The sequence below is a fragment of the Chryseobacterium phocaeense genome (assembly GCF_900169075.1).
Classification (GTDB): Bacteria; Bacteroidota; Bacteroidia; order Flavobacteriales; family Weeksellaceae; genus Chryseobacterium; species Chryseobacterium phocaeense.
Genome location: NZ_LT827015.1, coordinates 2,045,801 through 2,069,228 on the forward strand (window position 1 = coordinate 2,045,801; position 23,428 = coordinate 2,069,228).

Annotated in this window: 18 protein-coding genes and 1 riboswitch; of the genes, 7 read left to right on the plus strand and 11 right to left on the minus strand. The window is 39.5% G+C overall.

Annotation, left to right across the window (positions count from 1 at the left end; genetic code table 11):
• Positions 1-20: 20 nt before the first annotated feature.
• A complete protein-coding gene (locus B7E04_RS16100; protein ID WP_080779532.1) occupies positions 21-1,616 on the minus strand; it encodes a right-handed parallel beta-helix repeat-containing protein in 1,596 nt (531 codons plus the stop codon).
• Positions 1,617-1,778: 162 nt separating this feature from the next.
• Between B7E04_RS16100 and B7E04_RS16105 the strand changes: the two genes are divergently transcribed.
• Positions 1,779-2,345, plus strand: a complete 567-nt coding sequence (locus B7E04_RS16105) for an RDD family protein (protein WP_165439458.1) — start codon at positions 1,779-1,781, stop codon at positions 2,343-2,345.
• 45 nt (positions 2,346-2,390) lie between these two features.
• On the opposite strand, the gene B7E04_RS16110 is transcribed toward B7E04_RS16105, so the two are convergent.
• The 8 genes from B7E04_RS16110 to B7E04_RS16145 form a co-directional block, all read right to left on the minus strand.
• Complete coding sequence (locus B7E04_RS16110; RefSeq protein WP_080779534.1) at positions 2,391-3,962, minus strand: M20/M25/M40 family metallo-hydrolase; 1,572 nt, start codon at positions 3,960-3,962, stop codon at positions 2,391-2,393.
• 102 nt (positions 3,963-4,064) lie between these two features.
• Positions 4,065-5,213: a hypothetical protein gene (locus tag B7E04_RS16115; protein WP_080779535.1), complete on the minus strand. Its 1,149-nt coding sequence runs from the start codon at positions 5,211-5,213 to the stop codon at positions 4,065-4,067.
• Positions 5,214-5,398: 185 nt separating this feature from the next.
• Positions 5,399-5,575, minus strand: a complete 177-nt coding sequence (locus B7E04_RS16120; RefSeq protein WP_040994607.1) for a histone H1 — start codon at positions 5,573-5,575, stop codon at positions 5,399-5,401.
• A 271-nt stretch (positions 5,576-5,846) separates the two neighbouring features.
• Positions 5,847-7,196, minus strand: coding sequence for a DUF3526 domain-containing protein (locus B7E04_RS16125; RefSeq protein ID WP_080779536.1), 1,350 nt, complete (start codon positions 7,194-7,196; stop codon positions 5,847-5,849).
• A 2-nt stretch (positions 7,197-7,198) separates the two neighbouring features.
• Positions 7,199-8,647, minus strand: a complete 1,449-nt coding sequence (locus B7E04_RS16130) for an ABC transporter permease subunit (RefSeq protein WP_080779537.1) — start codon at positions 8,645-8,647, stop codon at positions 7,199-7,201.
• Between the two features lie 10 nt (positions 8,648-8,657).
• Entirely contained in the window at positions 8,658-11,132 is a 2,475-nt protein-coding gene (locus B7E04_RS16135; protein ID WP_080779538.1) for a TonB-dependent receptor, read from the minus strand.
• Positions 11,133-11,141: 9 nt separating this feature from the next.
• On the minus strand, positions 11,142-11,843 hold the full coding sequence (locus B7E04_RS16140; RefSeq protein WP_080779539.1) for an ABC transporter ATP-binding protein: 702 nt from the start codon (positions 11,841-11,843) through the stop codon (positions 11,142-11,144).
• 72 nt (positions 11,844-11,915) lie between these two features.
• A complete protein-coding gene (locus B7E04_RS16145; RefSeq protein ID WP_080779540.1) occupies positions 11,916-12,275 on the minus strand; it encodes a hypothetical protein in 360 nt (119 codons plus the stop codon).
• A 363-nt stretch (positions 12,276-12,638) separates the two neighbouring features.
• Here B7E04_RS16145 and B7E04_RS16150 point away from each other — a divergent pair, with 363 nt between their 5' ends.
• The 6 genes from B7E04_RS16150 to B7E04_RS16180 all read left to right on the plus strand — a co-directional run bounded on the left by B7E04_RS16150 (position 12,639) and on the right by B7E04_RS16180 (position 19,296).
• Complete coding sequence (locus B7E04_RS16150) at positions 12,639-13,148, plus strand: hypothetical protein (protein WP_080779541.1); 510 nt, start codon at positions 12,639-12,641, stop codon at positions 13,146-13,148.
• A gap of 656 nt (positions 13,149-13,804) precedes the next feature.
• A complete protein-coding gene (locus B7E04_RS16155; protein WP_080779542.1) occupies positions 13,805-14,719 on the plus strand; it encodes a helix-turn-helix domain-containing protein in 915 nt (304 codons plus the stop codon).
• A 92-nt stretch (positions 14,720-14,811) separates the two neighbouring features.
• A complete protein-coding gene (locus B7E04_RS16160; protein ID WP_080780722.1) occupies positions 14,812-16,017 on the plus strand; it encodes an MFS transporter in 1,206 nt (401 codons plus the stop codon).
• Between the two features lie 1,046 nt (positions 16,018-17,063).
• Positions 17,064-18,065: a sensor histidine kinase gene (locus B7E04_RS16170; RefSeq protein WP_228439964.1), complete on the plus strand. Its 1,002-nt coding sequence runs from the start codon at positions 17,064-17,066 to the stop codon at positions 18,063-18,065.
• Between the two features lie 3 nt (positions 18,066-18,068).
• Complete coding sequence (locus B7E04_RS16175; protein ID WP_080779545.1) at positions 18,069-18,818, plus strand: LytR/AlgR family response regulator transcription factor; 750 nt, start codon at positions 18,069-18,071, stop codon at positions 18,816-18,818.
• A gap of 79 nt (positions 18,819-18,897) precedes the next feature.
• The gene (locus B7E04_RS16180) at positions 18,898-19,296 is read left to right on the plus strand and encodes a hypothetical protein (protein WP_062647660.1); all 399 of its coding nucleotides are present in this window, start codon (positions 18,898-18,900) and stop codon (positions 19,294-19,296) included.
• 247 nt (positions 19,297-19,543) lie between these two features.
• Here the strand turns inward: B7E04_RS16180 and B7E04_RS16185 are convergent, their stop codons facing one another.
• Together B7E04_RS16185 and metE are read right to left on the minus strand one after the other, a co-directional pair.
• Positions 19,544-20,419 carry a M12 family metallopeptidase gene (locus tag B7E04_RS16185; RefSeq protein WP_139785420.1) on the minus strand — a complete coding sequence of 292 codons (876 nt, stop codon included), beginning with the start codon at positions 20,417-20,419 and terminating at the stop codon, positions 19,544-19,546.
• Positions 20,420-20,615: 196 nt separating this feature from the next.
• Positions 20,616-22,925 (minus strand): 5-methyltetrahydropteroyltriglutamate--homocysteine S-methyltransferase, encoded by a 2,310-nt coding sequence (gene metE / locus B7E04_RS16190; RefSeq protein WP_080779547.1) that lies wholly within the window; start codon positions 22,923-22,925, stop codon positions 20,616-20,618.
• A gap of 167 nt (positions 22,926-23,092) precedes the next feature.
• Positions 23,093-23,278: riboswitch (cobalamin riboswitch) on the minus strand.
• Positions 23,279-23,428: the final 150 nt, after the last annotated feature.

Below are 23,428 nucleotides of genomic sequence, written 5' to 3' on the forward strand. Positions count from 1 at the left end.
TAAAACTTATTAGCCTTTTACTATTCCTGACCCGGACTTGATAATAAATTTTTGTAATTGTTATTAAGTAGCCTTAAAGCTATATCACTGTTAAATCTATATGGAGTAACAGCATTCAGGACTGTATTTCCTACAATTTCATAAGTCTCCTGAAAAGTCTTTTTCACCGGATTTCCTTCCGTAGGTGTTATAAATTCAACAAAAATTCCGTATTCCATAGTATTACCACTCCCTATCATCTTATTGTTTCTTAAAGTAATTTCTTTATTTAGCGTTCCACGTATAGTAATCCCTGTTAACAGATCTGTGAGACCTGAGTTTCTCATTGCCGGGTTTTCAATGGTGTTGAAACTAGCTGATAATAAATAATTATGGGCTTCAATCATAATCCCGTTCTCCTGTGTTGTTCTGATATTATTATGGCTGACTTCTACCCCTTTTGTATCTGAGATATAAATTCCTGTGGCAGCAGTATTATTAACCACATTATTGGAAATAACTCCAAGATCTACGTACCTGATATTAATTCCGTGCTGACCAGCATTTCTGATCACATTTCCGGAAACAACCACATTTTTTGCATAAAGCTGGGGAACCGCCGGCGATGTTGTATTATTAATTAAAATCCCATCGCCTCCATCACCTGTATTTTCAATAATATTACTGGAAATCACAATATTATTACTAACATAATGATCATCAGTATCCTCTGAAGACTCATAATTTTGAAGTTTGATCCCTGCTTTCAACGTATTCCGTACTCTGTTTCCAATCACCGTAAGATTTGAAATACCGGAATCAAGGTACATTCCATGCTCAAGAATTGTATTTTCAACGTCGTTATCTGAAACACTCACAACATCAGAATTTTCGGCGATATAAATACCCTGTGATGAATTTTCAAAATAGTTTTTCAAAATAGTGATGTTTTTTCCGGCTACTACAATACCAGCATTATCTTTTTTGTAATTGATATTTGCCCAGGCATGAGTAAATAATCCATTTTTAACCCTGTTGAATCTGAAAATAAAATGCTCTACACCTCCCCATCCTGATACGGCGGAATAAGTGAAATCTTTAAACATATTCTTCTCGATAATAATATTTTTAGACCGGTGAGCCATAACACCTACATTTCTGGAACTGGCACCGCCTTCATACTCATCTCCTTCTCCTTCTAAACTGAACCCTTTAATAGAAATATTTTCTTTACCCTCACAGTTAAAAATTTCCTTGCTTTTTGATTTCTGCTTTATACTACAGTTATTGGATAGGATTTTTTGGTTGCACTGTAGATATAAGGTTCCCTCAATCTCAATAGACATTTCATCAAAAAATGTATCATATCCCATCGCTAGGGCCTGATTAATACGCTGGGTAACGGTAGGTGCTAAAATTCCGGTTTCCCTGATATTCCACCACAATATATTGACATACCCTGACCATTGTCTTTCGTAAAAATCATTATCTTTTTTCCGGTAGATCACACCATCTTCAACAGCGGTTCCCACTTTTTTATATGTAACAGCCTGATGAGTGTAGTTATCTACCAGCTGTACAATGTCGTCATTCGGATAGCTGTTACCCGGTGTAAAAAATGCATTTGCGTAAATCATAAAATTTTGTTTTTTTGGGTTAATTTTGGTTAATAACAGAATTCCTCATAAACTCTATTAAAGCAAAAGTAAACGCCGGAAGCGACAGAACCTGACGTGTTTTATTGAACTATTATTTTTATTTTTGAATAATTGGAAAAAATACAAATCAAAAAAACATCCGTGAGAATATCCGAACTTAAGGAGAGAAGAATCATTCGCAGACCAACCCGCCAATTTGATGAATACGGGTACAGGATTTATAATTCCTATGAATATGATTTCCCCTATGATACTACTTATAAAGGCAGCGAAAGAGAAAGGCTTTTCGCTAAATTGATTGATATAATACCCTTCTTCCTTATTTTCTTTTTTCTGTTTAAAGAAATAGTGATCCTCTGTTTTCTTTATTCTATTCCCTGTGTTATTATTTCAGGGACTGTAAGCGAATTGTACCGTGGAACCACTTTAGGAAAAACTGTTTTTAAAATAAGGGTAATTGATGATTTTGGAAATTATCCCGGTCTGTTATTATCTTTAAAACGAAACTTTCTATGTCTTGCGAATTTCCATCCAATATTTTCAGATTATATCCCGCCGGTAAACCATACATGGGAAAAAGAATCTACTCAGATGAATTTCAGTATGAACCTGAACAATAAAATCTGTAAAACCTACATCGTTAAGGAAAATAAAATTCAGGAAATAAGAAACCTTCTTTACCCGTCAAAAACAAAAGCTGCACAATAATTTGTGCAGCTTTGACCTCATATCTGAAGTCTAACAACTGATATTTTATTTATATTCTTTGGAATCTCTTCTCGGTTCCTTAGCTTCCGGCCATTTTACCGTTTCGCCTTTGTCATCCTGAGGCATTACCCTTTTTGTTCTGCTGGTAAATTCAGGGTCTTCCGATGCCATATAGGCTAACGCAGCCGTTAGAACCACATTATTCTTTACTTCATCAAAAACGATTTTATCATACGTATCTTTTGTGGTATGCCATGTATAGCCAAAATAGCCCCAGTTCAGGGACCCTAAAGAAAACCCCGGAACTCCTGCCGCTACAAATGAGGCATGATCCGAACCGCCGCCGCCCGGCATTCCAGGAAAATCTGTTTTGATGTGGTCTCTCACTGTTTTCGGAACACCGTTCAGCCATTTCCCGATATAGCTGTACGAGTCTGCAAATCCCTGTCCACTGATATTGACTACCCGTCCGGTCCCGTTATCCTGATTGAATACAGCCTGGGTTCCTTTCATAATCTGTGGATTATCGGCTACAAAACCTCTTGAACCGTTCAGTCCCTGTTCTTCGCTTCCCCAAAGCCCGATCACAATGGTTCTTTTATTATTCGGATAATATTTTTTAAGGATTCTCATCGCTTCAAGCATAGTAAGAGTTCCCGTTCCGTTGTCCGTAGCACCCTGTGCACCATCCCATGAATCCAGGTGAGCAGAAAGAATAACATATTCCTCAGGTTTTTCTTTTCCTTTAATCATTCCGATTGTGTTAAAACTCTTCGCATCAGGAAGAATTTTAGACTGTGCTTCCAGCCTGATCTTCGGTTTTGTTCCTTTTTCAGCCATTCGGTAAAGCATGCCGTAATCTTCTATATCAATGTCTATCATTGGGATCTTTGAAGTTTTCGCTCCGAAAATCCTGTTCGCACCCATGATTCCGGTCCAGTTGGAAATGGCAATTCCAGCTGCTCCTGCTTTTTCTAAAGCTTCCGGAAGGGTATTGTTATCATAGCCGATGTTCTTCACATAATCGCGGAAGTCTTTTCCGGCCTGCTCTTTTTCTGCTTTCAGCTTTTCATACAGCTCTGTGGTTGCAAATTCTTTGATCTGTTCATCAGAACGCCCGATTTTCTGATATTGCGCCATCAGCACAATTTTTCCTTTCGCGGCTGGAAGCCATGCATCAAACTCAGCTTTCGAAGAAACTTTCGGCAGTACAATTACTTCAGCTTCTATTGCCTTTTTCGTCGCCGGACTCCATGCAAGCTGGGTTGCAGCCAATGATTTCACACGCGGATACACCATATCTACATGGGTAATTCCGCGCTGCCAGCCCTTCCATGTTCCGAATTGCTGAAGATTGGATTCTACTCCCCATGAACGAAGTTTCTCTGCAGACCATTCGTTGGCAGCCAGCATTTCAGGGGTTCCTACAAGACGCGGCCCGATCCTGTCCAGAAGCTCATACGCCATATTTTCCAGCTGGGAATTGTTATTGATTTCATCTACAAAACTTTTTACAATCGGATCCAGCTTTTCTTTGGGATCCACCTTTACCTGTGCCCATGAAAACTGAGCGGCCAGCACCACGGCGGGCACAACAAAAAAATTATTTATCTTCATAACATATATTGAATGCTTAAAGATAGGGCAAAAAGGCGGAAAAGCGAACAGGCAAAAAGGGTAAAATGGCGAAAAAGCAAATGGGTTAATTTGCATTCTCATCTATTTCTCATTAACGAAAGTCTGTTCTTCGGTGGAAAGGAGAATGGTTTCGCTTTTATCTTCTTTGGTCGGAATGTTTTCCCAGATGTTTTTACTGAAATCCATTTTCTGGCTGAGACCCTGCGCATCTGATTTTTCAAAGGTATTATAGATGATTTCCCTGCTGAATTTCCTTTCATGTTTTTTTCCAAGATATAAAGCTGAATACTTATCGGCCTCAAATCTGGTCAGGGCAGGCAGATACATGCCGTCTTTCCTGTAAAAATCAAAAATAAGGGAAGCATCGCCAAGCTGATAATCATATCCTATTCCTTCTGCTGTCTCTCTCCTGATTGGCGGATAACCGCTCTGGAGATAATGAATTTCAAAATAAGTGATTACTTTGTCTGTCTTATTATACCTGAATTCTCCTTTCATTTCAATACCTACCCCTGATTTGATTTTGAAGGTAATCAGCTGCTCATCTCCTTCTTCAAAGATCATTTTACCGGAATACTTTGAATCACCATCCTTTATATGACCAAGGGTACGGTTCAGTTCAAAATTGAAAAAATAATTGCCCATGTATTCATGAGAGAATTCATTATTTCCCGTTGTAAAGATGGTATCGGATTTTATATTTCTGAGGTATTTTACATTATTCAGCTGCATCTGGAGAATTTCATCATAATTTTTATGACGGCCATCTGAGTAATTATAATGATTGCTTTTGCTCCATAATTTTGCCTCAGCAATCACCAGGAAATAAAGCTGGTTATTGTCCGATTTTTTTTCTTTATACACCACATCATAAAGAGAAGGACCATTATAGTATCTTTTCTGATAATTTTTATGCACATCCTGAAAGAGCTTCTTAATATCTACACTCACAATTTTAACCTCACCCACATTCCTGTACAAAGGAACCAGCTTAATCACTGAATTAAATACGGAAACATTCTTTTTCTGATAACCGGAAGCTTTAATTTCAAAGCCGGAAGCATCAGAGCTTACCGGAGCAAAGCCATCTTCATTAGTATAAACAATCTGATGCTGAAGAATAATACGTGCCTGGGAAACGGGTTTTCCACTTTCAGAATCTACTACTTTTAGTTTTTGGGCGGAAAAAAATCCAAAAAGGAATAAAGCAAAAAGGCAAAAATATTTCATGATATAAGTATAACCGATTAAAAAAACCAAGTATACAAATATATAACCGGATCGCTAAAAGAAAGTATGCTGAGAAAATAAATTTGCTGATCTGCTGAGGTCTTTAAAGAATTGATGTGATGATCAGGTTTTTGGGGAAATAAGGCATAAAAAAACCGGCTCTGCGAGCCGGCTTTGGGAACGAATTATTTTTTAGCTTCTTCTACAGAAACTTTTCTGAATTCTTTGAACAATTTGCTAAGTTCCAAAGCTGATTTACGAGCTCTTGTACCGGCAGCTTTGTTTCCTTTTTCTGCTTGTTGGTTAGCCTCAGTTGCGAACGCTTCGAATTCAGCGTTGATTTTTTCAATTAGTTCTTTCATTATTTTTAAAATTTAGGCTGCAAATATAGGTTTTATGGTGATTCCAGCCTAACTCCAGCCCAAAAAGTTTAGACTAAAATGTTATTTTTTTCCGCTTTTCACCCTTTGGATCTTAATTTTTTATGTTTCCGGTAAAAAACAAGCACTTTTCTTAGGTGTAAAGGGACTTTTGAACACTTATTCTAATATTATTTCATTTGCAGAAAGAAAATATTTATTCTGATTCCAAAATTCTGTTTAAAACAGATTTTCCTGAACCTTAAAACCAATGTTACAAAACCGTCTGCCTTCTGAAATTGACTACCCCTAAATAATAAAAAAGTACACTGAACAACAGCAGCGGACCGAGTGCAGCCCACCAGTTGATGGCACTCCGTTCATTATAATATTCCAGCGGAAAGTTTTTCCAGTTGATATTCCCTGTAGGCTCATTTACAAAAATCTTAGGATAGAAATGAAGTCTTTTGTTTTCATGGAACTTTTCGGTGGCCTCTATAAACCTCAGCTGATCCGCCAGTCCGGAACCCGTCAGGTCATTCAGTTGAAGCTGTACATGCAAACCCGGCACAAAATAAGAAAGCGTTCGGCTCATTTCTTCCCTCTTCCAGAGTTTTGCCTTCAGCTGATCCGATTGATTTTTCGACTCATCATCTCCCATCTGCTGCATGGCGTAATACCAGAGCCAGCTGAAATTTTCTTTCGGAAAGCCAAATGATCTGAACTGCGGATAATGCTGGTAGAACTTTTCCAGGGTCGGTTTTTGATCCGTATCCCATTTTTCATGATACGCTTCCCGCTGTTCAATAGCAGTATCCAAAGCTTCCGGCAAAGGATATTTGCTTAAAATAAAATTATTGAGAACCGCAGGAAAGATAATCGTCAGCACAATCCAGAAGCACAGAAGTCCGGCCGCACTAGCCCTGGAGTTTTTATTCCAGGAAACCACCCAGAAGCTTAGCGCAAACCATACCATAATATAAAAAAGCGAAACCAGGACAAAACCCGCCAGCACTGCATTGAACTTAAGATTTAAAATAAAAACAGCCAAAAGAACCAGAACCAGAAGAACTCCGGCGATTACCACAAAACGGACTGCAAATTTTTTAAACAGAACCCGGAAAGGGTTTTGAGACTGCACGGAGAGTAATATCCATGTACTTTCTTCCTTTTCTTCCGAAAGAAGATTGTAGCAGTAGGATATAATAACCAGCGGGAAGAGAAAAATAATCACAAATCCCAGATCCAGGCTTCCCAGAAGCAAACTGACAGGATTTTTTAAATCCGTATCATATTTCTGCCCTTCCAGGTTCCTGATCGTAACACTCTGGATGGATGGATTCACGTCCCGCTGCCCTATTGACAGCGCATTCAGGTTGTCCGTTTCATTGACTAATCCAAACTTCAGATAATACAGTAAAAGGCCCAGATCATTCTTTATATAGCCTGTATACCTTTGAATATGCTCCTGCTGATACACTGAAGTATGTTCAATATCTGCTTTCTGTTGATCTATAAACTGCCTGCCCACAAAAATACTTACCAGTCCCGACAACAGCAGGAACAACATTCCCAGATAGGCAGACTGGGAACGGATAAAGTTTTTAAATAATAATAAATACACGATTAACTTACTTTTATTTTTTTAGACATAAAATGAAGGACAACCAGAAGGCCCAATGCCCACACCAAAAGGGAAAGCACAGACGCCACTTCATTCTGAAACAATGCGGTCTGGCTGAGGTATTGATACTTAAAATCAGGAAGTTCATTCCAATGGTCCCTGCTGATGGTGTATGGCTTTTCATTTTCCTTTGGCTTTTTATTACTGATATTTTCCATCTGCAGTTTATTCATCAGCTGAGCCAGCTGATACCTGTAACTTTCCACCTGCCCCTGATAGCTGACATAGGAATTAAAATCTGATCCTGTAAGTGCCATAGACAGATCTCTCACCGCCTGGAAAGGGTTGATAAAAGAAAGTGAATGATTCACGCTATTCTGCTCATCATAAATCTCAAGCTGTCTTGCCCAGTGTCTGTTATAAATCCCGGAGCTGATTTTCTCTCCTTCAGCCATAATATAACCACTGTAATTAAAAGGCAGTTCCTCCACGGTTTCTACTTTATAAGCCTGCAGCAGGGAATCTTTTATTCCCTTATAGTAAATATCATTGGGGTCATGGCTGTCTCCCGTTTTCACGAGCTCATTTTCTACTTTTGTATCGAAATCTATCTTTGACGGTGCCGGATGAAGGTAAGCCCCAAAAGCCTGTGCCGTTCTCGGAATAATTACGATAAACAAAAGCCACAGCCCTATCAGTTTGATCAGAGAAGATCTTGAGGTTTTGCTCACTGCAGACACCAGTACGCAGATACTGCATACGATAAAGAAATAGAGAAAATAAGTCCCACCAATCAATAATAAACGTAAAAACTCAGTTATATTAAACTTAAAGCCGGTGAGGAAAAGCCACATCACGACTGACAGAAGCATAACAGGCATAAAAACCATTCCTACGAGGTATAACAGTCCCAGGATCTTCCCTGCCAGCAGTTCTTTCCATCGTACACCCTGGCTCAGCAAAACTTTCAGGGTATTATTTTCCCGTTCCGCCGAAATACAGCTGAATCCGAGAAAAAATATGAATAAAGGAATCAGGGTCTGAAGGATCATGGCTGTACTTACTTCCCCAAAACGCAGCATTCCCGATGAAAAGCCGGCTTCGGAAAAATTAACGGTATTCTGTTTATGAGCTTCCAGAAATACGGAATTCCCCATATACCGCTCCAGACCGTAGTCAAAAAAGCTTAATGGGTATCTCGCCCTGAAGATCAGATAGCCGTAATGCGCCATTCTGTGAGGATGCTTGTCCGGTTTTTCTTCCCACTGATGGCGTACCTCTGCCTGGTGTTTTATCCTGATATCTTCCTGTACTTTATAATCCTTCCAGCCGGTATAGGCTGCAAATACAAATAGGACACTGAGGATCAGCAGAAGAAAAATAACCGCCCTGTTCTGTAATGACTGTTTCCAAAGCTGTATGGAAATCAGACGGATAATAGATATTCTCATTGTTGTAGATTTAAAATTTATATACGGCGGTAAGCACTGCATTTCTCGGAGCTCCGGGAAACAGTCGAAGGTAATTTTGTGCCCCCAGCCAGTAAGTCGTATTAAACAGATTGTTGATATTGAAAGAAATACTCACGGGTCCCTGTTTTGGGGTGTAGTACACAGCCGCATCGAAAACGGTATAGGCAGGCACCACAAATGAGCGGTTGTACATCGGAACTTTATTCCCGCTATACTGCACGCCCAGACCTACAGCCATATTTTTAAGGAAAGAAGAATCTCTGAAGCAGTATTTCTGCCAGATATTCGCACTATGAAACGGAGTATTCTGTTTTCTTGCCCCAATCAGTGCTGGATTGATATCATCCACAATTCTTGCATCATTATACCCGTAAGAAGCGAAAACCTGCCATTCGGGAAGTATATTTCCTATGATGTCCATCTCAAAACCGCGGCTCCGCTCCTGCCCCCTCGTTACCAGACGGTCGGGTTCTGCAGGATCATTGGCGTTCAGCAGGATATTCTGCTGTCGGATTTCATAGATGGCCAGGTCTATATGCAGTTTTTTATTAAAGAAATCAGCCTTCATACCGATCTCTTTCGAATTGCTTTTTAACGGATCAAAGGCTCTGCCTGCGGGAATAGTGACCGGGGCCAGTGATGCCGTATTCGACTGGGGCTGGAATCCTTCGATATAGGAAGCATATACGTTGATTTGCTCACTGACATTGTAGGTCAGACCTATCCTTGGGATCAGCTTTGTATCTTTCACTTTGATTTCATTGTTCTCCTTATACCGGGTGATATCCTCGAACCATTCCTGTCTCAGGCTCAGAAACAGGTTGAAACGGTTCCATTTGATCTGATCCTGCAAATAAATTCCATGGGAACGGATCAGTGCTGCCGGTAGTGCCGTTTTGGAAAAAACATATTCATCCGGATTTTTAATGCTGTATACCGGATTAGACAGGTCAAAATGTTCCACATTCGGTTTGGGCATGGTAATTCCGTTGACGGTCACCATCTGATAGGCATCTGCATTCTGCGGATTATAGGACGAAGCCGTTTTCCCGTTGGTCAAAAGGTATCCTCTTGCCGTGTTCTGTGCTCCTCCTTTGTGTTTATGAGTGCTGATCAAATCATAACCTGCCAGAATTTTATGCTCAACAGGACCGGTTTTTACATTGAATACCAGATAAGCATTAAGGTTATCCGTATTCCAGAACTGGTTCCGTTGTACCATCTGCATCCCGGCAAGGGTTGGAATAGGTTTATTATTGACATCTACCCCGAAAGCATTGGTGGTTCTGTGCTCCTGGAGGTCTTCTTTCCAGGTCTGTTTCATATAAGAGGCATTGATGCTGATCTTATCGCTGAACCGGTGGGTGAAATTGGACATGATGATCAGTTCTTTTGATTTAAAATAATCATTCACTGCTCCCAGATTGAAGCTGATGGGCGTGCTCCGGAGATCCGTCATTCCGTCTACCGCTCCGAAAATCGGCTGCCCGCGGTCTATTTTACCATTCAGGTCGCTGTAGATCATTTCTACATTGATAGCGGTCCTGTCATTGGGAACATAGGAAAACGAAGGGGAAACCAGAAGGCTCTTCTGAGACTGGATATCCCTGAAACTTTGTGCCTGGGCATATCCTGCATTCAACCGGTATAGAAGGGTTTTCTCTTTGTTTAAAGGGCCTGTAAAATCCAGAGAGCTTCTTATTGTGCTAAAGCTCCCCACACTCATACTCACCTCCTTCGCAGGTGTTTTCAGCGGCTTTTTAGTGACCAGAACAATGCTTCCGCCAGGATCCACGCTTGATAGCACAGCACTCGCAGGACCTTTTATCACCTCAATTTTCTCAAGGTTGGTGGTAATAGGCTGCATAAAATAATACTGCCGCGTACGCATTCCGTTGATGATGGTCCCTTCTTCATTCTGAGCAATTCCCCGGATGCTGAACTGGTTGTAGTAGCTTACCGGCGTTACACTGCTGGCCATTTTAACGGCATCCCCGATCTGAAAAGCCTGACGGTCACTGATCATTTCCTTGCTCACGGTAGAAATGGAAAAAGGAATATCCTTGTTCTGAACTCCTATTTTAGTAGCCGAGAATGAATAATCGCTGTAGTATTTTTTGGATGCCCTGCCTATAATTTCCACTTCCTGAATAGCCCCGACTTTATAAAGCCGTATCACCAGATTATTTGTCAAAAACGTGCTGTCTGCTTCAATCTGTTCGATGTATGTATCATAAGATTCTGCATCTGCTTTTATCTCATAGACTCCGCTTTTAAAATCCGGAATGCTGAATGTTCCGTCCTGAGCTGTTGTTTCATATGTATTCTCTTTATTTTTAATGCTGATCCGGACATTTTTTATTTTCTGATGATGATCTCCCACCACTTCGCCGGATAATGTCTGCTGCGCACAGACCTTCACACTGGCGACGGCCAGTGCAACTGTGATATACCAATACTTCATTCCCTGTTCTTAAATGGTTTCCAGATAGATCTTCTGCAGTTCGTCTGCCGTCACAGATTTGGCTTCAAGGGTGTGCACCAGACTTCCTTCTTTCATAATCCCGATCCTGGTTCCCACATTTACGGCATTGAAAATATCGTGGGTAGCCATCATAATGGTTTTCCCATCAGCAGCGAGCTCTTTACAGATTCTGGTGAATTCTGCAGTGGCTTTCGGATCGAGACCGGAAGTAGGTTCATCCATTAAAATAAGATCGGCATTTTTAGCAACAGCAATGGCAATGGCAACTTTCTGGCGCATTCCTTTTGAATAGGCTGACAGCTTTTTGTCGTGGGCAGTTTTCTGAAGACTTGTATTGTCCAGAAACTTACCCAGTTCTTCTTTGGAATACCGGAAACCTGCCATCTGACTGAAAAAATCCAGATTTTCAATTCCTGTAAGATGAGGATAAAGCTGAACGACCTCCGGAATATAGGCGATAAACTTTTTAGTGGTTTCCCCATTGATTTCTACAGGAATTCCATTGATAAGCGCCTGACCGGAGCTTGCTTCCAAGAAACCCAGAAATATATTAATGGTCGTGGTTTTACCGGCGCCGTTCTGTCCCAGAAGGCAGAAAACCTCTCCTTTTTGTACGGATATGTTGAGACCACTTAGTGCAGTAACATGGCTGTACTGCTTACTAAGCTCAATAGCTTGTAATATTGACATGAAAAATGTATTATAGTGTTTAAATAATAAAAAGGTTCAGCCCGCAAAAGCAGGCATCGGATATTTAAAAAATTATAATACAGCCGGAGGGCCTCTGTCCGCTAAAGAAAATAAGGTAAAAGAAAATAGAAATTCAGGAGAAGAAAGGATCTTTCCTGTAATTTTTGTCAGTGAGAATGAAGCACTGTAAATATTCCCGGTTTCTTCTTCGGCCAACAATTTATGATGGCAGATCGGACATTTGGTATCACAAGAGGAAAAGGCTTTCTTAAAGATCTTTCCATATTCTTCTGTGGGTTGCCGGAAGATATTTCCTGCATCCTGACCATGAAGAAGGTGGCGGTGGAGATATTCTGCCGGAGAAACAGCAAAGGCATAAACAGCAATAAATATTGCCGTAAGGAAATTTTTAAAATGCCTCGTCGTTCTCAATGGGTAGATTTACAAATGACTTGAATCCTGCGAAATTAAAAAATATTTATGTAACGAAAAGTTTTCCTCAAACTATTTTTAATTTTCAATACATTTCAAAATCTATTTCCGATAATAAAACAACGGAAATGTAATAGATTCTATCTTTAAATTGTTATGCTTTATAAACACTATTAATCATCTGCTATTTATGATAAAATTACTTTATCTTCCGATTTTTATTCCGGTTTATGCTTTTTCACAACACAAGATCAGCTATAAAGTACAAAATTTAATTACACTATGAACTGTATTGGTTAAATAAATCAGAACTGTATCCCTTTTTAACGCTATAATCTTCTAAATTTGAATAAAAAAATATTCATGAATATCAATTCGAAATTTACAGTGGGTTCTGAAGAGGGAATTTCTGATCTTATACGCCTTATTGATTCTTCCGTTTATACATTACACCAAGGCATGGTTCCTGAAGATGATATCAAAAAATATATCCAAAATAACATTGATCCCAGAAAAATGATCAATGACCTGAATAATCTTTCCAACCAGATGATCATCACCTATGCAGACGACCGGCCGGCCGGATACAGCATCATCAAAAGCGGCACCAGCCACCCTTCCCTGCCTGAGGAAAAAAGAGCCACGGAAATCAGCTTTGTGATCCTTCCGGAATTCGATTCGGAGGAGACCAGACAGTCACTTTGGAAAAAAAGCAGATCTGCCGCCAGTTTCACGGATATCATCTGGATCAATATGATGACGCATGATCCTCTTCTGGAGTTTTTAAAAGAAGCAGGATTCCGTGTTGTTGCTGATTCTGTGGCCGGGCCATTTGAGCTGCCATCGCATATTCTTCAATTAGAAATCGGTTAATTTTTTTAACCGCAAAAGTTTTTATACTTAAATTATTTTGAAGTTTAATATTAGAATGCGTAGAAGTTCACATAAGTTTTTAAAAAATCAAAAATTTTTATTTATCATCCTAAAAATCTGCTCCATCTGCCTGATCTGCGAGAGATCAAAAAAAAATGAACCGTTAAGATGAATTTAAGTTGTTAAGAATATTAAGTTTGAGCTTCGCTTTAGAAAGTTTCATTTAAAAAATCTTTAGATTTCCCTTAAATAATCTTATCTCCTTCACTGATCTTAATGGTTTAAAAATATCCGTAATCATCCGTGAAAATCTATAATCCGTGGGAGAAAAAAATTAACCACAAAAGTCACAAAAGTTTTTTAACACTGTAGTTATTTTGAAGTTTAAAATCATTCCGTCAAGAAGTACACTTAAGTTTTATGAAAATCTGAGATTTTCTTTCTCCCTGGACTTAGTATTTTAGGATTGTAAAGCTTTTGTGACTTTTGTGGTTGATATAATATTTAATTTCCCCGCGGATGATGCTGATTTAGCAGATGGATAATGATTCAGTATAAATTGACGATATCTATAGTGTTCATTATCACTGTGTCATTGAAAATAATTCAAAGTTAATTCAGGTTTCCGTATCTTTGATTTTTATAATTTTTAACTCATGAGTGATCAGCTTGAAACTATTGAAGATTATTACAACCGGTTGCGGAAGAATCAGATGAAAATGTTTGATTCGGATGATTTTGAGACCGGAAAATCACACTTCAATATTTCCATGCGGAAGTATTGCAGCTTTAAAAGCCCATACAACCGCCGTGATTATTATAAAGTAAGCTTTATCCTGGGAAAAGGAACCTTTCAGTACGGCGCCCACAAGCTGTATGTAGACCGTCCTGCCCTGTTTTTTCCTTCGCCCCATATTCCTTATTCATGGGAATGCGACGGTGATCTTCAGGAAGGCTATTTCTGCCTGTTTAATCAGGAGTTTTTCAATGGAAATACAGAATTCAACCTGTTTAAAAAGACCTCCCTCTTCAAGGAATGGAGCCAGCCTATTGTATTTTTAACGGATGAACAGGCCCAGCTTGCCAATCTTTATTTTGAGCAGATGTATAAACTGAACAATTCGGCCTATGCTTTCCGGTGCAGCAGTATCAAGAGCCACCTCGCTTCCGTTTTACACCTGGCCCTGGAGAACCGTGTAGATGATATCAATCCTGATGAGCTTCCCGCCAATGTACGTCTGTACCGCTTATTTGACGAACTGCTCAACAAACAGTTCCCACTGGATTCGCCGGCTTACCCGCTGGCTTTAAAAACGGCCTCCGACTTTGCAGATCATCTCAATGTGCATGTTAATCACCTGAATTCATCGGTAAAATCGGTCACTCATCTTACGACCACCCAGATCATTAAGGAAAGGGTGTTTGAGGAGTCTAAAAACCTGCTCAAGTACACCAACTGGGATATCGCTGAAATTGGGTATACGCTTGGTTTTGAGCAGCCCTCCCACTTCAATAATTTCTTTAAAAAACATGCTGAGGTTTCTCCGCTGAAATTTAAAAGCACAGTTTAATTCTTTGATTTTTGTAATTTTTACTTTGTCTTTTAAAATTCATCTTAATAATTCCCGGCTTATTTTTGCATAGTAAATAACGAATGAATATGTTGTTGAAAGAAGCATCTGAAAAAAGAATCAGATTAATAACCATTATGGCCTTTGTGTCTATCCCGCTTTCGGGGTTTGTCACTGATATTTATTTGCCTTCCTTTCCTTCAATGGCGAAGGAAATGCAGGTTTCTGAAAAAGACATCCAGATCACCCTGACTTCCTATCTGCTCAGCTACGGGATTTCGCAGCTTTTTGTAGGAGGAATCCTGGACAGTATCGGGCGGTACCGTCCCAAACTTGTTGCCTTGTTTTTACTGATCATCAGCAGCATCCTGATCACAATGACGGACAGTATTCTGCTGATCTGCCTGCTGCGTATTCTGCAGGGAGCCGCGGTTTCTATCCTCGTAGTAGCCACGCGCGCCATTTTTGTAGATCTTTACGACTCTGAAAAAGTAAAACACTACCTGAGCTATTTCACGATTGTATGGTCGTGCGGGCCCATTCTGGCTCCTTTCCTTGGAGGGTACCTGGAAAAACTGTTTAACTGGCATGCCAATTTTCACTTCCTGGCTTTATATGCAGGCATCCTGTTTCTGTTTGAATGGTTTTTCAGTGGGGAAAGCCTTCCGGAGAAAAAGAAGCTGAATCTTTCGGAAAACATTTCCCTGTACAAGATGATGCTGCAAAACAGGATTTTTATGCTCGGAATTATTATCCTGGGATTGAGCTACTCCATTGTGATGCTTTTCAATATTACCGGACCTTTTATCATTGAAAATACATTCCATTTTACCCCTGTGGTAATAGGATACTGTACTCTGATCTTAGGTTTTTCATGGATGATCGGCGGATTTATAGGAAAACGCAGGCTTAAACTTGATTTTAAGGAAAGAATCCTTCAGCCTATTATTTTACAGCTGATCCTGATCGCCGGACTGATCACTACCAGTTTCTATGCGGAAAGTCTCTTCATTATGGTTCCTTTTGCCTTTTTCATACATATCTGTTCCGGGATACTGTTTACTTCTTTTTTTACCACGAGTATGCTCTATTTCCCGAAAAATGCGGGAACTGCGGGTGGATTAATGGGTGGACTGGTCTACGTCATTACTTCTGTGACGAGTTTTATTATTTCTGTCAGCGGAAATGTGACGGAGCAGCAGGGACTTGCGTGGCGTTATCTGGCTATTGCCGTGATGCTCCTGGGAATTATCCTTTTCATGCATCAGGCCGTTAAAAAAGAAAAAGCAGAGAATTGATCTCTGCTTTTTTTATCTGGTTCTTGCTTAAAGATTTTTATCTCTCGCAGATCAAACAGATACAGCAGAATTTTTAGGGTGGCAAATAAAATCTTTGATTTTAAAAAACTTATGTAAATTCCTATGCATTCTAATATTAAACTTCAAATCACTAAAGCGTTCAAAAACTTTTGTCCCTTTTGTGGTTAATTTTCCTCCCGCAGATCAGACAGATGGAGCAGATTTTTTAGGGTGCAAATAAAAATCTTTGATTTTTTAAAAACTTATGTGAACTTCTACGCATTCTAATATTAAACTTAAAATCACTAAAGTATTCAAAAACTTTTGTCCCTTTTGTGGTTAATTTTCCTCCCGAAGATCAGACAGGTGAAGCAGAATTTTTAGGGTGGCAAATAAAAATCTTTGATTTTTTTAAAAACTTATGTGAACTTCTACATATTCTAATATTAAACTTAAAATCACTAAAGTGTTCAAAAACTTTTGTCACTTTGTGGTTAATTTTCCTCTCGCAGATCGAACAGATAAAGCAGATTTTTTAGGATGGTAAATAAAAATCTTTGATTTTTTAAAAACTTATGTGAACTTCTACGCATTCTAATATTAAACTTAAAATCACTAAAGTGTTCAAAAACTTTTGTCCCTTTTGTGGTTAATTTTTTCTCCCGTAGATGGCACAGATTTTCACAGATGATCTTGGAGATTATTAGTATTAGTAAGCATAAAATAATAAATTTTCTGTGATTCATAGATCTTTCTAATTTCATTTTCCCTTTTTCTTCTTTTTTACTCTTATTAAATACATAATGTTGCTACAATACGATTATTGATGGTGCTAATCCGGCTATTGACGTATTATATTTTAGCAGGAGTATAAGATGAACTAATATTGCAGTGTCAAAAGAGATTTGTTGTAATTTTAGTAGAGCATTATTTGTATGAATAGTCTGTTTATCAGATATAACAAAAAATTTATACCTTAAATTAAAGTGAGCGTTAAAATGTTAGAGTCGGTCAGAAAACAATGGAAACAAATATTGGTCATCTTTATGTTGTATACAGCATGGAATGTTGCGGTATTTCTGTTTCTGGTAAGACTTCAGGGGCTTGAGGTAACGCTCCGGCAGTTTGGTCCGGGCAACAAAATTTATATCAATGCGGTTCATACGATTATTAAGGGAACACTTGTGTATTATCTTCTGATCTACCATGTCATGATCCCACTGACACGGAATAGAAAATGGAGAACAACGATCCTTCAGTGCGCTGTATTTTTTATCCTGCTTACCGTGTATGAATATGTATGGAATTTTTTCATCGTAAAGCCGGATCCTTCATCAGCTATTGATCACTCACTGAGAATATTTTTTATTACCACTGCCGTTCTGGATGTTCTTATTGCATTGATCGCCTATTTTGTTGCCACCTCAATTACTTCCAATGAAATGCGTAAACATAAGGAAGAACTGGAAAAAGAAAAGCTTAAAGCAGAACTTGCTGCAATTAAATACCAGATCAACCCTCATTTTCTGTTTAACTCGTTGAGCTTTATTTATACAAAAACCCTAAAAAGCAGTCCGGAAGCCGCCCATGCCGTACATCTCCTGTCCGAAATAATGAGCTATGCCCTTGATGACTGGGGAGAATTGGGTACCGTTCCCTTAGCGGTAGAAGCTGAACATATGAAAAAGGTAATTGAAATGAATCAGATCCGGTTCAGCCACAATCTCAAAATAAGGTATTATGAAGATATTCAGGCGAATTATGCATCTATCCCTGTTCTGGCCTTCGTTACCCTTGTGGAGAATGCTTTTAAACATGGTGACCTTACCGATGAGAAAAACCAGGTATCTATTGAACTGATCGCCACGAAAAGTAAAATATACTTCCTGGTGAGCAATAAGAAGAAAACCGGTCCGAAAGAACCTTCCAAAGGAATCGGCCTGAGCAATGTACAGCAGCGCCTTCAGCTGATGTACGGGATCAAGCATTCTTTTACCATTAAAGAAGATGACAATTATTATTTAAACGAAATAATCATTAATCTGTAAATTATGATGAACTGTATTGTAGTAGACGATGAAGCCCACGCGATAGAGCTGTTGACCCTGCATATTGAGCAGACTCCGTTCCTGAAACTGGTAGGTACTGCCACCAATCCCGCGGAAGCATTACAACTGCTTAACAGCACGGACGTTGACCTTATTTTTCTGGATATCCAGATGCCGGGAATGTCCGGGATAGAATTACTGCAGGTCCTGAATGGCCGCTACAAAGTGATCCTGACCACCGCTTTCCGTGAATATGCGCTTGAAGGATTTGATCATCAGGTTGTGGATTATCTGCTGAAGCCTATCTTCTTTCCAAGATTCCTTATGGCGGTACAGCGTGCACAGGAAATGGTTTCGGCTCCTAAAAACGAAACGGAGGACTTTATCCTGGTGAAAACGGAATACAAAGGAAAGCTTGTGAAAATTAATACCCACGATATTATCTATATTGAAGGAAAGGGTAAATATGTTTGCTTTCATACCACAGAGGGTGAACAGATCATGGCCCTCCTGAATATCGGTGGACTTGAAGAAAAACTGCCGGCGGAACGTTTTATGCGCATCCATAAATCCTTTATCATCGCTGTTCCGTTTATCATTATGATTCAGGGAAACACTGTACAGCTCGAGTTTACAAAAAACCAAATCCCTGTCGGCCAGACCTACCGTGACTCATTTATGGCGCAAATGATGGACAAAGTATTGACCAATAAAGGTAAAGAAAATCCCGGCGCCATTGAATCTGCACCATAAATAATAAGTAATAGGTAATAAGCAATAACTAATAATCATCAACATAAAATCTAACAATTTAATTTACAATTCAGAAACAATGAAAAAATTATTCATCCAGTCTATTGGAATTTTCGCGCTCTCTGCTGCTACATCGTGTGCACCGTCTTATTTCGGGAAAACCTATGCAGCCACTCAGCATGTAGACGTATACTTTGATGCCGCCGATATCAAAAGAGAACACGAAATAATGGGAACAACGGATGTAGGCCAGGGATTCAGCTCTCTGAATGCCGTGCAGCAGAAAGTGATCGAGCTGGGTAAAGCACAGGGAGCAGACGGCGTAGTTATGAAACTGACCGAAGAAGTTACCGGAAGCCAGAAAAGTGATTTCGGGAATATGAAAAACGGCAGCAAAAACAATACCTACACCGGAGGATCAATCACCACCAATATCAAAACCAAAAAGGTACAGGCTACATTCGTTAAATACAAGTAAGCCATTACATCAGCAGATTCTCTTCTGTTGATTCCTCCTGCGATCATAGCAGGAACCCTTTGATACATTTCTCACACTTTATCTTCTCAAAATAGCCGTTGCAGCATACAGACGGACAGGTAAAACAGTGTCCGAATTGTACAGAATAACCTATTCATATCATTAAAAATAGTCGTTTTATCCTTTTATATCCAATTGTTTTTTGACCCGGAGCCCAGGCTCCGGGTTTCTTTATATTTTGTTTTTATCAGGGGCATAATATCTGCTTCCCGTTTTTATCATAACAGCAGCTTTCATTTACAATGCACGGATGATAAGGGTAAATCTGCTTGAGAAATGACCGGTCCAAAGCAGACAGATCTGAATTCCAGGGAGTGGAATATCCTCCTACCGTTAAAAAGGCAGGAACCGCATAATGCATAATTGATTTAGGGTCATAGGCTGTATAATTGGTTGTGCTTACGCTGTACCTGTAGAATATATTATAATCCACCATTTCTTTGGTCCAGGGAGGAGACTGGCTATTTTTGTAATATTCGTATACTTTTTCCTTATCCCAGGGAATAACCGCTCCGGGATGCTGATGTTCGTGCATAAATCCCAACGCATGCCCGAATTCATGAAGAACTACCTGCTTTATAGATTCCTCAGGTTCATTTTCATTGATCCAGCCAAAAAACATGGTGGGCTTGTCCTGCGGTATCGTCTTACCGTCTGTTCCAATGTAAGAGGAAGAGCCACCTTCATGAAAGAAAATCCGGATATCTGCAGTGTTTCCACTGGTAGTTACATCATAAGGAATAAACCGGAAATTAACTTTTTTCTTTGTATGGAATTTATATTCACTACCATCTGCAGAAGCTTCCACCCACAGTTTTGCATATTCCCTGACTTTATTTTTCTGAAATTCCGTTCCGTTTAAAAATTTCACAGTGATCTTCAACGGAAAATGAACTGAATGCGGCCAAAGACTTTTCTTCACAACAGCAGCCTTAGGCTGAATAGGTGACCAGTAAAAAGGATCGGAATAAAGTTCGGTACAAAGTCTTGACTGAGCTTCTGATTTTTTATCAGTACAGCTTAGAATGGCTAAAAATGCCAATAAAAGAATTGAAATTTTCATGATTTTGAGTTTTTTGTTAATGATGATACGAAGTGCTTTCACAAACAAATCTAAGCCAAAACCACAAGCTTTTCAGGTACCCTTTTGGGTGATTTTATTCTGAAAATATTGGGTTAATTTGAATATAAAAAAATAGCAGAGCAAGCTTTACGCCTGCTCTGCATCAGAATGTATGGAATATGGGTGAAAAATTAAATTAATTACTTTCCGCCAATGCAAAAGCTGATTGTCTGGCAGCTTCCACCATCGCAATCAGGGCTTTTTCCGTTTCATCCCAGTGTCTTGTTTTCAGTCCGCAGTCAGGATTTACCCAAAGTTGTTCTGCCGGAATTACTTTTTGGGCTTTGATCAGCAGTTCGATCATTTCTTCTTTTGACGGAACCCGCGGCGAGTGGATGTCATAGACTCCCGGACCGATCTCATTCGGATATTTGAAATCCGCAAATGCATTTAAAAGTTCCATCTGTGAGCGTGAACATTCAATGGTAATCACATCTGCATCCATATCTGCTATGTTTTTGATAATATCATTAAATTCGGAATAGCACATATGGGTATGGATCTGGGTTGCATCTTCCACTCCACTGGATGAAATCCTGAAGGCTTCTACGGCCCATTTCAGGTAATTCTGCCATTCGGATTTTCTTAAAGGAAGCCCTTCCCGGATAGCCGGTTCATCAATCTGGATAATTCTGATGCCTGCTCTTTCAAGATCCACCACCTCGTCACGGATGGCCAAAGCAATCTGTTTACACGTTTCCGAACGCGGCTGATCATCACGTACGAAAGACCATTGTAAAATCGTTACCGGGCCGGTTAGCATTCCTTTTACCCACTTTTCCGTCTGTGACTGTGCGTATTGAGACCAGTATACCGTCATTGGGTCAGGACGGGAAACGTCTCCAAAAATAACCGGAGGTTTTACGCAGCGGCTTCCATAACTTTGAACCCAGCCGTTTTTCGTGAATACAAATCCTTTCAGCTGCTCTCCGAAATATTCAACCATATCATTACGTTCAAATTCTCCGTGAACCAGTACATCAATTCCTATTTCTTCCTGCCAGCGGATCGTTCTTTGGGTTTCTTCTTTTAGTAAAGTATGATACTGTTCTGCAGTCAATTCTCCTTTTTTAAATTTTGCCCTCCAGCTTCTCACTTCTGCCGTCTGCGGGAATGAGCCAATGGTGGTGGTTGGGAACAATGGAAGCTGTAATACGTTCTGCTGTTCCTCTTTCCTTATTTTGAAGGAGCTGTTTCTGCGGGAATCTGCTTCTGTCACGGCATCAGTCCTTTGTTTTACTGCATCATTATGAATCAGTGAAGATGTTTTTCTGCTTGCCACTGCCTTTTTATTGTCTTCAAAAGCGGTAAGAATAGTTTCGTCCGGAGTTCCGGCTGCCAGTTCTTTAAGCGTCACTATTTCCTTTACTTTCTGTTTGGCGAAGGCCAGCCAGTTTTTAATTTCAGGATTCAGATCCGTTTCAAAATCCAGATCGCAAGGTGAATGCAGTAATGAAGACGATGGAGCAATAAAGATCCTTTCAGCACCTAATTTTTCTATTGCTTTTTCAATAAATGTCAGGGATTTTTCAAAATCATTTTTCCAGATATTCCTTCCGTCTACCACGCCTAATGACAGACCTACATTTTCAGGAACTGCCTGAAGCACCTCATCCAGCTGTTCCGGATCTCTTACCAGATCAATATGCAGAACATCTACCGGAAGGGAAAGAGCAAGTGACCGGTTATCCTTTAATCCATCAAAATAGGTGGCCAGAATGAATTTCAGCTTTGGAAACTGCTTTCTGATCTTCTCATATACCCACTGGTATTTTTCTTTTGCTTTCTCAGTCAGGTCCAATGCTAAAAACGGTTCATCAAACTGGATCCATTCCGCTCCCTGCTCCTGAAGTCTGGATAAAATCTCAATATATACCGGAAGCAGATTTTCAGCAAGATCCAGCTTATCAAATCCCTCTTCTTTTTCTTTTCCTAAAAGCAGATAAGAAACAAGGCCGATAATTACCGGTTTTGCATTAATTCCGGCCTGTTTTGCTCCGGAAAATTCATTGAATATTTTATTTGAATTCAGCTTAAACTGCTGATTTTTATAAAATTCAGGGACGATATAATGGTAATTGGTATCAAACCATTTCGTCATTTCCATCGCGGTGATATCCAACCCTTCCTTTTGATATCCTCTGGCCATGGCAAAATAAAGATCCAGCTCAGAGCTGTTATTTCTAAGAGCCACTTCATGATAACGCGCCGGAATGGCACCTACGATTAAGCTCATGTCCAGAACCTGATCGTAATACGAGAAATCATTGCAGGGAATGAGGTCTATTCCTGCTTCTTTCTGAATATTCCAGTTTTGGCTGCAGATATTTCTTCCTGCTGTAAGAAGTTCTTCCAAAACAATTTTACCTGACCAATACTGCTCGCAGGCTTTTTTGAGTTCTCTTTTGCTACCAATACGCGGATAGCCCAGAATGTGAGTTTGCATGTTTTTCACTTTTAATTAAACTTAATTGAAAAGCCCTTGAAATGCTTCGTAATGCCTGAACGGGTAGAAAATCTGGAAAAATAATGACCAACCTGAACGCCATCCGGTTACGAAAAGCGTACAGATACATATCATCTTGATGATCCAAAGCTTCATCCCGCGAAAGCATTGTCAATTCAGTAAAGGCAGGTCTCCTGACTTGTAACGGTTTCTGCCATCCTTCCCGCTTTCGGCAGTGGATCCACAAGGACAAAAACCTTTGGTGTGTTACTTACAGTTGCGCGACAGCTCGTGATTCTCACACGATTCCCTATTAATCTACCTTAAGTAAAACCTTTCCTGTTTGATGAAGTATATAAAGAACTGTATTTTATTACAAACCTGCATTTATTGCAGATTTTAATTTTGAGTAAAATTAATCATACAGAATATATAAATAATCAATGCTTATTAATTAAGCAAATTAATCCGCAATTAAAAATAAAAACCAAATTTTATTCTTT

Coding starts and splice junctions, on each gene's coding strand:
- B7E04_RS16100 (WP_080779532.1), bottom strand. CDS start 1,616: ATGATTTACGCAAATGCATTTTTTACACCGGGTAACAGCTATCCGAAT.
- B7E04_RS16110 (WP_080779534.1), bottom strand. CDS start 3,962: ATGAAGATAAATAATTTTTTTGTTGTGCCCGCCGTGGTGCTGGCCGCT.
- B7E04_RS16115 (WP_080779535.1), bottom strand. CDS start 5,213: ATGAAATATTTTTGCCTTTTTGCTTTATTCCTTTTTGGATTTTTTTCC.
- B7E04_RS16120 (WP_040994607.1), bottom strand. CDS start 5,575: ATGAAAGAACTAATTGAAAAAATCAACGCTGAATTCGAAGCGTTCGCA.
- B7E04_RS16130 (WP_080779537.1), bottom strand. CDS start 8,647: ATGAGAATATCTATTATCCGTCTGATTTCCATACAGCTTTGGAAACAG.
- B7E04_RS16135 (WP_080779538.1), bottom strand. CDS start 11,132: ATGAAGTATTGGTATATCACAGTTGCACTGGCCGTCGCCAGTGTGAAG.
- B7E04_RS16140 (WP_080779539.1), bottom strand. CDS start 11,843: ATGTCAATATTACAAGCTATTGAGCTTAGTAAGCAGTACAGCCATGTT.
- B7E04_RS16150 (WP_080779541.1), top strand. CDS start 12,639: ATGAATATCAATTCGAAATTTACAGTGGGTTCTGAAGAGGGAATTTCT.
- B7E04_RS16155 (WP_080779542.1), top strand. CDS start 13,805: ATGAGTGATCAGCTTGAAACTATTGAAGATTATTACAACCGGTTGCGG.
- B7E04_RS16170 (WP_228439964.1), top strand. CDS start 17,064: ATGTTGTATACAGCATGGAATGTTGCGGTATTTCTGTTTCTGGTAAGA.
- B7E04_RS16175 (WP_080779545.1), top strand. CDS start 18,069: ATGATGAACTGTATTGTAGTAGACGATGAAGCCCACGCGATAGAGCTG.
- B7E04_RS16180 (WP_062647660.1), top strand. CDS start 18,898: ATGAAAAAATTATTCATCCAGTCTATTGGAATTTTCGCGCTCTCTGCT.
- B7E04_RS16185 (WP_139785420.1), bottom strand. CDS start 20,419: ATGAAAATTTCAATTCTTTTATTGGCATTTTTAGCCATTCTAAGCTGT.
- metE (WP_080779547.1), bottom strand. CDS start 22,925: ATGCAAACTCACATTCTGGGCTATCCGCGTATTGGTAGCAAAAGAGAA.